13 protein-coding genes and 1 riboswitch are annotated in these 11936 nt (G+C 55.6%); of the genes, 6 read left to right on the top strand and 7 right to left on the bottom strand.

Going from position 1 to position 11936, the window contains the following annotated elements; genetic code table 11:
- The 7 genes from ACTQ33_RS15415 to ACTQ33_RS15385 all read right to left on the bottom strand — a co-directional run.
- Positions 1–297: hypothetical protein (locus ACTQ33_RS15415; protein WP_441465417.1), on the bottom strand; the 297-nt coding region annotated here is incomplete at its 3' end.
- Between the two features lie 278 nt (positions 298–575).
- Entirely contained in the window at positions 576–752 is a 177-nt protein-coding gene (locus ACTQ33_RS15410) for a hypothetical protein (RefSeq protein ID WP_441465416.1), read from the bottom strand.
- Positions 749–2599, bottom strand: coding sequence for a DUF3846 domain-containing protein (locus ACTQ33_RS15405; protein ID WP_441465415.1), 1851 nt, complete (start codon positions 2597–2599; stop codon positions 749–751). Before ACTQ33_RS15405 ends, ACTQ33_RS15410 begins: the two co-directional genes overlap by 4 nt.
- Before the next feature lie 47 nt (positions 2600–2646).
- A complete protein-coding gene (locus tag ACTQ33_RS15400; protein ID WP_441465414.1) occupies positions 2647–2967 on the bottom strand; it encodes a transposase in 321 nt (106 codons plus the stop codon).
- Positions 2968–2982: 15 nt separating this feature from the next.
- Positions 2983–3162 (bottom strand): hypothetical protein, encoded by a 180-nt coding sequence (locus tag ACTQ33_RS15395; protein WP_441465413.1) that lies wholly within the window; start codon positions 3160–3162, stop codon positions 2983–2985.
- Positions 3163–3175: 13 nt separating this feature from the next.
- Positions 3176–3577: a zinc-finger-containing protein gene (locus ACTQ33_RS15390; RefSeq protein WP_441465412.1), complete on the bottom strand. Its 402-nt coding sequence runs from the start codon at positions 3575–3577 to the stop codon at positions 3176–3178.
- A gap of 18 nt (positions 3578–3595) precedes the next feature.
- Positions 3596–3922, bottom strand: coding sequence for a hypothetical protein (locus tag ACTQ33_RS15385; RefSeq protein ID WP_441465411.1), 327 nt, complete (start codon positions 3920–3922; stop codon positions 3596–3598).
- A gap of 516 nt (positions 3923–4438) precedes the next feature.
- Positions 4439–4666, top strand: a riboswitch (cobalamin riboswitch).
- 93 nt (positions 4667–4759) lie between these two features.
- Between ACTQ33_RS15385 and ACTQ33_RS15380 the strand changes: the two genes are divergently transcribed.
- From ACTQ33_RS15380 to ACTQ33_RS15355, 6 genes are read left to right on the top strand one after another with little or no spacing between them, the layout of a single operon-like run.
- Positions 4760–5761 (top strand): homing endonuclease associated repeat-containing protein, encoded by a 1002-nt coding sequence (locus ACTQ33_RS15380; protein ID WP_441465410.1) that lies wholly within the window; start codon positions 4760–4762, stop codon positions 5759–5761.
- Positions 5762–5788: 27 nt separating this feature from the next.
- Entirely contained in the window at positions 5789–6730 is a 942-nt protein-coding gene (gene nikB / locus ACTQ33_RS15375) for a nickel ABC transporter permease (RefSeq protein ID WP_441465409.1), read from the top strand.
- Positions 6727–9186, top strand: a complete 2460-nt coding sequence (nikC, locus tag ACTQ33_RS15370) for a nickel transporter permease (RefSeq protein WP_441465408.1) — start codon at positions 6727–6729, stop codon at positions 9184–9186. The genes nikB and nikC overlap by 4 nt, the downstream gene beginning before the upstream one ends.
- Positions 9179–9958 carry an ABC transporter ATP-binding protein gene (locus ACTQ33_RS15365; RefSeq protein WP_441465407.1) on the top strand — a complete coding sequence of 260 codons (780 nt, stop codon included), beginning with the start codon at positions 9179–9181 and terminating at the stop codon, positions 9956–9958. The genes nikC and ACTQ33_RS15365 overlap by 8 nt, the downstream gene beginning before the upstream one ends.
- Positions 9951–10931, top strand: a complete 981-nt coding sequence (locus ACTQ33_RS15360; protein WP_441465406.1) for an oligopeptide/dipeptide ABC transporter ATP-binding protein — start codon at positions 9951–9953, stop codon at positions 10929–10931. Before ACTQ33_RS15365 ends, ACTQ33_RS15360 begins: the two co-directional genes overlap by 8 nt.
- Positions 10922–11857 (top strand): M14 family metallopeptidase, encoded by a 936-nt coding sequence (locus tag ACTQ33_RS15355; RefSeq protein ID WP_441465405.1) that lies wholly within the window; start codon positions 10922–10924, stop codon positions 11855–11857. The genes ACTQ33_RS15360 and ACTQ33_RS15355 overlap by 10 nt, the downstream gene beginning before the upstream one ends.
- Positions 11858–11936: the final 79 nt, after the last annotated feature.

Genomic DNA, 11936 nt, shown 5'->3' with positions numbered 1-11936 from the left:
TGCCGCAGTTTTCCTGCGTTCCGCTACGCTCCACTTCGGAAAACTGCGCTGTATTACCATGCTTTTCAGATTTTGGGTGTTTCCAGACTGCACATTTCTTGACATTTCCAAAATGTGGGAAAAAAAGCCTACATAATAATCCGAGGTTGTTGTTTTATCAATGCCTTTCTTTTGCCGCACTACACCGTCAAGGCAATTGTCTAACAAGTCTAGAATGGCATCGCTCAGCTCAATATCTCTTGTAAGCATTCCAACAAAAAATTCTTTTGTTGGTGCGCCTTGTGCTTTGGCGGCCATAAATATCACACCTTTCAAATTGCATAGGGTTAATTTTGACTTTAGATACATTTATTATACATCCGGCTAAAGTATTCATCAAGAGCGACTACGATTTTCCAACGACAAAATAAAAAGGGAGTGTCACCATTGGACAATAACGCCCAATGATGGCACTCCCTTTTTGTTTGAAACAGGTAAAAATCCGGCGTATTTCCTATATAGAAACGCCTTGCTTGCAATCATACTGCCCCTACACGAAAAAGCCGTCACAGGCAATTTTTTCGCCTGTTTGAACCCTAATTCCCACACTTTTTGGAGCGGCGGGAAAGATAGTGCGGACAGGACAACACCACCGCCCGGAAGCTCTGCTTGCAGGGATGGACACAGCCCTTACAGAGCTTGTTATACTGGCGCCTGCCGTTCTCGCCCAGGAAGAACGCCCATTCCAGACGCCATTTCTTGCTCCGGCTCATAAGTCGCCCAGCTCCGGGGGCTTCTTCTGCTGGGTGGGCTTGTCCGGGCCTTTTCGCGACCCACACTCCCGCTTTGCGTCCTCCAGCCGCTCCCGGATGGAAGGCTTTTTCTCCGGCGTGGTCCTGCGCGCCTCGCCTTGGGCTTTCTCCGGTTCCTCACCACGGCGACCGTTGTTGATGATCCCGTCGATCATCCCATAGTCGTCCTCCAGGGTCATTTCCGCCGTGCGCAGCGGGTTTTCCGGTTCCACAGGGACGGACACGATCTGCCCGTTGATGCTGGCGAACAGCTCCGGCCGCTTGAATTGCTCGGTGTACTTCTGGATCATGTCCGGGGGCAGGGACGCGAAACTCTCCGGCCCCAAGCCCACAACCAGGAAGGTGCCTGCCACAATGTCGTAAATCTCTCCGTGATCGTCCCGGAGGGAACGGTTCAGGTCCAGACCGATGAGCTTGCCTTCGTCGTTCAGCACCAGCCCCACCGGATCGTCAAAGGGATAGGAGGCAGCAATATCGCCGCCCACCTCCGCTTGCAGCGCATGGAGGCCGGGGGCAATTTCCTTCACATAGGGCTCCTTCATGGGCTCCACCACCAGGACGGTCATCTTCTCCGGCGCGGTATGTTCGGGGGCGTCTCCGCTGGGGATGGCAAAGGCGCGGCTGCCGTTGGCCATGATAAGATACTTCCCATCCTCGGACTCATGGTGAAAACCGTATCCAGCCGCCTCCATCTGTTCCCGGCTCATATCCGTCACATGGAAGGTGCCCCTGGGGGTCCGCACCGTCTCACCGGTCTCCCGGTCGTCCGGGGTGGGCGCTGCTGGCTGACCGTACAACTCCGCCTCATACTCTCGGTTTGCCTGTTCCGCAAAGGCCAGCATCTCGTCCACATGGGACTGATCCGGGTTTTCGATGGCCTCCCGGATCACCTGCGGGTCCACATCCAAATATGCCTCGTAGCCAACAGCCTCCTTGAACTTCTCCAGTTCGGAGGGAAGGTAGTCCTCCGGGGTCTGGCCCAACGCCTTCAGCTTTTCTTCCAGAGAGGCAATACGGCAATCGGAAAGGTTCTCGTAGATTTCTTCCTTCGCTGCATGTTCCTCCGGGTGCTCGGCGGCATACTGCGGATCGTTCTGCCGGAAAAACTCGTCCATATCGTAGGCAAGGTCCATGGCCCATTCCGAAATTTCTTCTTCGGGGATGTCATCCTGGAAGGTCATCACCCGGTATTCCTCCGGGATACTGCCGCGCTCGCCATCGTAATACTCATGGAAACTGTCCCCGGTGTTCCGCACATAGCCCAGGTCGGTGAACTGGCCGCTTTCCTCCAGGGCGATGTCCCGTCCGTAGGCCTCATAGTCGATGTAATTGCGCAGATGCTCCGGCACCTGCATGGCGTCCAGTTTCTCGATGTAATACCGCCCCAGATCATCGTGGTCGTGGATGTCGGGGTAAACATCGTAGGGCCAGCCCTCACCGGTGGGAATGTAGGTAATATCGCCCACCCAGGCTTGATTTGGGCGTTCAAAGAAGAAGTTTCGTTTGAGGAGATTCGATGCAACGGGATGGCTGTGCTGGGAGTTGGTTGTGACTTTATAGGCCCGATGTCTGACCGAACAGATACCGGCAAGGCGCATCTGACGGTGTACCCGCTTACGAGAGCAGCCGAAATCCGGTTTGAGCAAATGATAGAGGCTGTCCAATCCCAGGGCAGGATATTTTTGGTGTAGTTCCACCAGTTTCCGTTTCAGTGCTTGATTCCGCTGCTCACGGATACAGGGCTTGTGATGCAGCCAATCATAGTAGCCGCTGCGCGAGATCTCCAGGGTCCGGCATGCCTGTTCCACAGTGGCTCCCTGGCGGTGCAGCGCCTGAACGCAGCGGTATTTTTCCACTATGGTTTCGACAGGATGCCGACGGATTTTTTTAGGATGTCAATGACCTCATCTTTCTCACCCAGCTGCTTGCGCAGCGTACGGATCTCCGCTTCCAGCTCCCGGATCCGCTGCTGTTCCCGGTTGTAGCGGCTCACCTGGCCCAACTGCATCCCGGAGGCCTTCAGCCAGCTCCGTAGGGTGTCGATGCAAATGCCGAGGTCTCGGGCAACTTCCTTGGGGTCCCGTCCCTGCTCTGCTACCATTTTCACTGCGCCGGCTTTGAAGGCAGTATCGTAGCGAGGTGGCGGCACACCTTTTTTGTCCTTTTGCTCTTCCATTTTTATCGCTCCTTTCTATTCCAGTTTACGACTGATTTTTCTGTCCGTCAATTCGGGTATGGGGGCATCATCGTAGCCCAGGCCGCAGATATTCTCTCTGCTGTCGATGTATTTGCGAATGGTCCAATGGATCAGAGTTGTATGCTGTTCCACCAGGCTTTGCTGTGCGGGTGTGAGAGGCTGATTGTATTTCATGGAATGTTCCCTCCTAAGCGGCCCGGTGCTGGGCATCGAGAAATTGTTGACATAGATGGATGACCAGGCGGCAGCGGACTTCGGAAAACTTGGCGATGTGTGCCTCGCATTCGGGAAGATCCAGCCTGGCCTGGAGCCACAGATAGGCCTGACGTTTGGTCATCAGACCGCGATTCCATAACTGATTGAATACCGTATGGGCTTCCTGGCGCTGGCGGCGCAGGTCTTTGTTGGCCAGAGTCCCCATTGGCAGTTGTGTGCCACGGTGGGCGGCCACATAGGAGTCGCAGGCAGGGTAGTTGCCGCAGACGTAGAGTTTGGCCCCGGGTATGGCCCGCTCCCCGTAAGCAACGGAGGCTGGCCGGAGATAAGCGGTTGCACCGCAATAGGGGCATTTGATATTGACTCGTTTCATAAGAACCCTCCAGTGCTTTTAACTATGGTCGGACAACAAGTTCAGCGTATCTGCGGGAGTGCTGCTGGTGGTGGGCAACTGCCAGCACAGATATTGTGCAAAAATATCTGTAAAAGCTGATTCCGTCAAAGTGCCTCTGCACTCGTTGGTATCGATCCGCTCCTGTATCCCACGTTCCAATGCATCTACGCGCATTAACACGGGCGCTCCATTCCGATCCGCAGCCAGCAGCCAACCGGTGCAGCCTTCCTGCGCAGAGATATGGATGGTGTTGCGCCAGTTCCCGCCACAGGCAGTAAGGAATTTATACAATTGTTTCGTCGATACACAGTGCTGTTCTTTCATTTGTCCTTCTCCTTTAATACGCACCGCAAAACGGCAGTTTGTGCCCACGGAAAATTGAACTTTTTGTAAATAAAAAAATCTGCCCCCATAAAACATGGAGGCAAAAAGGTTACTTATCAGATGAACATCTGGTAGTCTACTTGAGAATGGCCAAATGCGAGATGCATTGGGGTACCATCGTCAAAGTTTTAAATGGGGAAAAAGCATTATTAAAACCAGAATCATTTGGCTGCATGATTTTCAAGATGTTATCGGTTAAAATTTTACTTGCAATCAGCAAAGCATTGCGGTACAATAAAACACGAAAGTGAATAGCAAGCAGATACGATGAGAAACTTGTATAACACAATACAGGTGCTCTTTATCATAAGCCGGTGGGAATCCGGCGCGACAGACCGTATTCGTCGTAAGACGTCAGCCGGCAGTGATCGTACATTAGAGAGCATTTTTTGGGAGTCGTAGCTGTTTTGTATCCATACGGTCTTTCCAAAGAGGGAAGACCGTTTTTTTATGCTAAAATCACATAAAACTTTTTGTGGCCGCAGGAAAAGATCCGGGCGGCTGAACAAGGGAATCGGGTGAGAATCCCGGACGGTAACCGCCGCTGTATGCGTGATGTCCGCTGCTCGTTAACGAAAGTTCGCCATTGGGGACGTGCCCTGAGAAGGCAGAGCAGACCGGCGAAGGCAGGGAACCCCTGCCCCAAGCGCAAGTCAGAAGACCTACAAAAAGAGATCAGCCAGGTGTGGGACGCTGCACTTGGTATTTGCTGCGCAGAAAAACGGCTGTGGATCTTCGGGTTCACAGCCGTTTTTTTTAGGGAGGGACACAGAAACGATGGGAGAAAACAACAAAAACCAGCTGCAGGAACAGAAAAAGATGGTGCTCAGCATGATTGCGGAAGGTTCCAGGCTCCACGGAGAGACCGAGGAAAAAGACGGTTCGCGCTACTCCGTTGATACAGAGGAAGGCGCACAGCTTTATGCATCTTTTTCTGATGATGAGCTGTCGGAACTTCTGCGTCAAAGTGCCCAGCAGCTGGGGCATTCTCCGTCCCAGGGAGAGGTACACTGGATCTTGCGAACCTATCTGAAAGCCCGGTTTAAAAACTGGCCGGGGGCATTGCGTGCAGCGGGGTTAAGCCGATCGGCAGGTCGGGGTGGAATATCCACAGAACAAATGTCACAGAAGAAAGAAGAGTACCAGCAGATGCTCGATCAGATTCGGAGCATGGCAGAACAGCTGGGCCGGATTCCGCATCCGTCGGAGCTGCCGGAGATATGCCGAAAACTGAAAAAACGGTACCGAACCTGGGGAGAGGTTTTAGCTGCCGCGGGGGTGGAGGATGCGATTGTGGTCCGCCTGCAGAAAGTGGAAAACTTAGAGGCGGAGGAACGGCATATGCTCCAAGAACTGAGAGCCCTTGCGGAAGGGCTGAATCGGGCGCCCCTTCGGAGTGAAGTGGAACAAAGCCTACGGGAATCCCTGCTCCGGCGGTTTGGCTCATGGCGGAATGTCCTCTATCAGATCGATCTGGAGCCGGTTCGGCGCATCACGCCTTTTGTGAATGCTCCGCTACAGCGGGGAAAGGAGAAACGGCGGGCGTCCCATCGACAGGAACTGTACGACTGCTACTATCGACTGTTGAAGCTGGATCTGCAGACCGAGGCAGACTTGGAGTTGGTATGGAAGATGGCGCAGCAGTTGGGGCATCCGCCTGGCCGCAGGGAAGTGCCGCCGGAAGTCCGTATGCGGCTGCAAAAGGTATGCGGTTCCTGGGCCAATGCTTTGTTTCAACTGGGCCTGCAGGAAAAATCGAGAAAACCCCAGCAGCGATGATTGGCTTTCGTGAGGTGAAAAATGCATATGAAACGAAAAATAGGCTGTCGGCTTGCCCACATTTTTCTGGTGCTGCTGGGCGTCAGCTTTTTAAGCTTTCTGCTGATGTATGTGTCGCCGGGCGATCCCGTCCGATCCATGTATGCGGTCAGCGGCAGTATTCCGTCAGAGGAAGTGTTGGAGCAGACCAGGGAGGAGTTGGGGCTGAATGAACCGTTTTTCATCCAGTACGGCAACTGGATCGCCAACTGTCTCCGGGGAGACTTCGGTACCTCTTACTCAAAGGGTGAAGCGGTGTCAACGCTTTTGATGGAGCGGGTCATGCCCACTATCCAACTGGCGCTGCTGTCTCTGGTGATCATGGTAATGATAGCTGTGCCCATCGGCGTGTGTTCTGCTCTGCGTCAGAACAGCTTACTGGATTATCTTTTGCGGGGCACCACATTTATCAGCATTTCCATGCCGAATTTCTGGGTGGGCCTGCTGCTGCTCTATTTGGTGGCCATGAAGCTGGGCTGGCTTCCGGTGGTGTCCAACCAGATGAATTTCCAGCGATTGATCTTGCCTGCTGTGACATTGGCCATTGCCATGGCGGGAAAATACGCTCGCCAGGTTCGGGCGGCAATTCTGGAGGAATTGCGCCAGGACTATGTGGCAGGAGCCAGGGCACGGGGGCTGTCGGAGCGGTGTGTGCTCTGGTACCATGTGCTACCAAACGCTGTTTTGCCCCTCATCACAATGCTGGGCCTGTCTTTGGGCTCTCTGCTGGGCGGTACCGCTGTGGTGGAAGTGATCTTCTCCTATCCGGCACTGGGCAGTTTGGCGATCTCTGCCATAACCTCCAGAGACTATCCGCTGATTCAGGGATATGTACTCTGGATTGCCCTGATCTATATGGCGGTCAATCTGGTGGTGGATCTCTCTTATAATCGGCTGGATCCCCGGCTGAGAAAGGAGCTACAGGCATGACGGCTGCGAAAAAGCGTTTTATGATTTTTGGGCTCATGGCTATGGCCATGATTCTGGTAGCCATTCTGGCGCCCATTCTGGCCACCCATGATCCCAACAGTTCCGTTCTGGCGGACGCAGTGCAGTCTCCCAGCAAGGAACACTGGTTTGGTACAGATAAAATGGGGCGGGATCTGTTTTCCCGTGTGATCTACGGTACGAGAACCTCGATTCTATCGACCATGGTGCTGGTGCTCAGTATTCTGTTTGTGGGCGGTATTCTGGGAATTGTGGCCGGCTATGCCGGCGGTGTGGTGGAAACCGTCATCATGCGCGTTGCCGACATGATGGTCTCCTTTCCCGGTATGGCTCTTGCCATTGCCCTGGCCGGTATGTTGGGGGGCAGTATGACCAGCGCCATTCTGGCCATTATGGCAGTCAGCTGGACGAAATACGCCCGTCTGGCCCGCAGTCTGGTGCTGAAAGTCAAGCACCAGGACTATGTGTTGGCTGCCCGGATATCCGGCACCCGGAGGCGGGACATCCTGCTGCGCTATATGGTGCCGTCAGCCCTTCCCACACTGGTCATCACCGCGGCCACCGATGTGGGCGGCATGATGCTGGAGTTGGCCGGCTTCTCTTTCCTGGGCCTGGGCGCTCAGTCTACATCCATTGAATGGGGATATATGCTCAATGAGGGCCGGGCTTATATGGAGTCGGCGCCGTGGCTGATGGTATTCCCGGGACTGGCTATTTTTCTGACTGTGATGATCTTCAATCTGCTGGGTGACAGCCTGCGGGATATTCTGGACCCCAGAGCGGATGAGACGCATCCCAATTCAAAATCAAAGAAACGAGGAAACAAGATGAAGCGTTTGAACCATAACCCCGCAAAAGTTGGTGCCCTCTTAGTTGGGGCAATGCTGCTCTCCGGTGTGCTCACCGGCTGCGGCAGCGACTCGGCAGCAGAGAAAACGGAGCAGAACCATTTGAACTTCGGCTGCTACAGCTACTCCGATTCTTTGGACCCCATCACCACGGTAAATTCCAGCTGGGCCGGAATGCGCTACGGCATCCTGGAATGCCTGTTCCGGTTTGACGACCAGGTAGTGGCCCAGCCCTGGCTCTGCGATACCTACGAGGTGTCGGATGATTATACCACCTGGACCCTTCACATTCGGGAGAATGTGAAATTCTCAAACGGGAATCCCGTGACGCCCTCCGCCGTCCAGGCCGCCTTGGAACGGCTGTACGCCGAGACGGACGCCGACCGGGGCGGCACCGGAAACTCCAATCCCGAGGTCTACCTCCCGGAGCCGGAGTTGACTGCCGATGACAGTGCCGGGACCCTCACCGTGGTCTGCCAGCGTCCCACGGGAAATCTGCCCGGCATCCTGGCCTATCCCTATTTCTCCGTGATCGATGTGTCGGTGGTGGAGCAGGGCATCGTCAGCACCGGCCCCTATCAGCTGGACAGCATGCAGGCCGGCGTGGGAGCGGAACTTTCCCGCAACGAGTATTACTGGAACGGAGAAGTTCCCTACGATACCGTTTCCATTCTCTTTATTGAGGACAGCGCCACCAAGGCCATGGCCCTTCAGAGCGGGGACGTGGATCTGGTGGAGAACATCACCACTGCCAGCGATCTGGAGAAGCTGGAAGCGGACGAACGCTTTTACGTTTCCACTGCCGCAGGCGTCCGCACGGGCAACTCTTATATGAACTTCAATGGCCCCCTGGGTAACGCTGCTCTGCGGCAGGCAATCCTGATGGCGCTCGATCATGAGACCATGTGCAATGTGACTGTGGCGGGCATGTATACACCGGGGTTTGCGGCGCTGCCGTCCTCTTTGGCCTATAACTACGATCAGCTCACCAATCCCTACTCCTACAATGTGGAGAAGGCAAAAGAGACCCTGGACAATGCCGGGATCGTGGACATGGACGGCGATGGCATCCGCGAGCTGGACGGGGAGAATCTCAATCTGGTCTATCTGGCGTACACCAGCCGGAATCTGAATGACTTTGCCCAGGCCATCGCCCTTCAGCTTGAGGAGATCGGCATCGGTGTCACACTGAATGTCAGTGATTATGACACGATTACCGCGCTCCAGAACGCCGGAGAGTTCGACCTGGTCACTGCCAATACCACCACCGTGGGTACCGGTGATCCCCAGGATTTCCTGGGCGGATGGTACTCCGGCAACTCTCAAAACTATGGATATTACCATAATGAGGAATATGACGCCTGCTTTGAGGAGCTGGAAGTGACCACCGACCAGGCCCGGAGACTGGAGCTGATCACGCAGATGCAGCAGATTCTCATTGATGACGCGGCCACCATTATCCACGGCTATTATAACAGCCGGATGATCAGTTGGAGCGATCGGGTCACCGGTGCGGAAATCGCCACCATCGACTACTATTGGCTCACCAGCGACATTGCACCCGCAGCGGAGGAACCCGGCAATGCTTGAGATCGATGGGCTGACAGTGGCTTATGGAGAGCGCCTGGCATTGCGGGACTTTTCTCTTTCCATGCAGGAAGGGGAGATCGTGGTCCTGGTGGGGGAGAGCGGCAGCGGCAAAACCACGGCCATCCGCTCCATCCTGGGCCTCCTGCCGCCAGGCGGAGCCGTGACCCAAGGAACGATCGCTTTGGAAGGGCAGCAGCTGCAAGGACTTTCACCCCGGGAATGGCAAGCGTTGCGGGGGAAAAAACTCTCCATGATCTTTCAGGACTCCGGCGCCATGCTCAATCCCATCCGTACTATTGGTTCTCAATTCCGGGAATATATTCGTACCCACAGTGGCCTGTCCAAAAAAGAGGCGGGGGCGTTGAGCAAGGAAATGCTGGAGCGGATGGGGCTTTCCGACCCGGAGAGTATTTTGGGTGCCTATCCCTTTCAGCTCAGCGGCGGACAGCGCCAACGGGTGGGCATCGCCATGGCCATGACCTTCCAGCCTAAGCTCCTGCTGGCAGATGAGCCCACCAGTGCATTGGATGTGACCACCCAGGCGCAGATCGTCCGGCAGATGCTGGAGCTGCGGGATACCTATGGGACGGCCATTCTCCTGGTGACCCATAATCTGGCGGTGGCTGCCTACATGGCCGACCATATTCTGGTCATGCGAAACGGCAGCACGGTGGAACAGGGGAACGGGGAAAGACTCCTGCAAAGCCAGGAGCCATATACCCGTCAGCTGCTCCAGGCAGTTCCGGATCTGGGAGGAAAACGCTATGTCTGAATACATTTTGGAGGGACGGGGACTGACCCGCCGCTACCGGCGGCCGGATGGGCGAATTCTGACGGCCTGCCAGCAGATCGACCTTCGCCTCTACCCTGGAGAGACCCTGGGCATCGTCGGAGAAAGCGGCTGTGGAAAGAGCACGCTGCTGCGGATGCTGGCCCAGTTGGAGCAGCCGGATGAGGGACAACTCCTGTTTCGGGGAGAAGATGTGACCCGATGGAAGGGAGAAAACCTGCGTCGGCACCGCAGACATGTCCAGATGGTCTTTCAGGACCCGGCTGCCGCATTCTTTCCCCGGATGCGGGTGTGGGATGCCGTGACAGAGCCGCTTCGCAACTTTTCCTCCTGTTCCAGAGCGGAACTGCGGGAAAAAGCCAAGCAGTTATTGGAAATGGTGGAACTCCCACAGGAGTTTCTGGATCGGTATCCCCATTCCATGAGCGGCGGCCAGCGCCAGCGACTAGGCATTGCGCGGGCATTGGCGCTGGAACCGGAAGTGCTTTTGTGTGATGAGGCCACCTCCGCGCTGGATGTCTCCACCCAGGATCAGTTGGTGGGACTGCTGGTAATGCTCCAGCGGCAGCGGAATCTGGCCATGGTGTTTGTCTGCCACGATCTGGCGCTGGTCCAGTCTCTGTCCCATCGCATCATGATCATGTATCTCGGCGCAGTGGTGGAATCGCTTCCCAGCAATCGTCTTGCCGAAGATGCGATCCATCCTTATGCAAGGGCCCTTCTGGATTCGGTCTTTTCTCTGCACGACAGTCGCAAGCGCTCCATTGTTCCCCTCAGTGGAGAGGTGCCCAGCCCCATTAACCGCCCTGCCGGCTGCCCCTTCCACATCCGCTGCCCCCATTGCACTGAGCTTTGCCACACTAGAATGCCGCAAATGACCACTGTGGGGCCGGAGCATTGGGTGGCATGCCACCGATACAGCGATGGATCACAGGAGGAACCGCTATGCAGATAATTGACAAGAAAGAATTGGAGAACGGTCGGTTCACCGGTACGCTGCCCGTGCGGGGCGGGCCGGATCTGCCGGTTTGGATGGTCTGTGGTGCGTCGGACGGTCCAACCTTGGTGTTGACCGCAGGTGTCCACGGATGTGAATATGTAGGCATTATGACGCTGCGGCGGCTCTTTGCTCAACTGACCCCGGCCCAGATCCGGGGACGGGTGATCCTGCTGCCGCTGGTCAATGGCGAGGGCTTTTATACCGGCAGCAAGCAGGTGGTGCCCAGTGATGGAAAAAATATCAACCGGGTCTTTCCACCGCCGGAGGAAGGCACGCCGGCCCAGGAGATTGCCCGGACAGTGGTGGAGCAGATCTACCCGGAGGCCGATTTTCTGCTGGATCTCCACGGCGGCGATGTGAATGAGGCCATGACGCCCCTGGTATTTTATCCGGCGACAGCTGCGCCAGATGTGACTGCGCGAGCCTGCGAAGCCGCACAGCATCTGGAAGTGATGTACCGCATCCCTTCCACCGCTAAAAACGGATTGTACAGCTATGCAGCGCAGTGCGGCATTCCCGCTCTGCTGATGGAGGTGGGCGGCATGGGCCTCTGGAGCGAGGAACAGGTAGCACTGGAACTGCGCAGCATACATAGCCTGATGGGATATCTGGGTATGGGGCCGGCTCCTGCCAAAAACAGCCGGCAGCGGGAAGCGATGGAAATGTGCTATGCAGAGGCCGATACATCGGGTCTTTGGTTTCCTGCGGTTCAGCCGGAACAGCCGATCACTGCCGGGCAGACGCTGGGCAGGATCGAGGATTTGGAGGGATGCGTTCTCCAGACAGTCCATGCCCGCTGGGATGGCATGGTGCTGTACCATACCGTTTCCTTGGGCGTGACGACAGGAGATGCCCTTGTTGCATTCGGGAAGATTGAATAGACGGGTTAAATAGAGATTCTTTTGTCGTACTCCAATTTATGTCGTTCGGAAAGAGGCCAAGATGGATATTTGCTTCTGT

Source organism: Candidatus Avoscillospira sp. LCP25S3_F1 (assembly GCF_052117125.1).
Lineage (GTDB): Bacteria > Bacillota > Clostridia > Oscillospirales > Oscillospiraceae > Avoscillospira_A.
The sequence above is the reverse complement of the archived record's forward strand: the minus strand, read 5'-3'. Positions and strand labels throughout refer to the sequence as shown.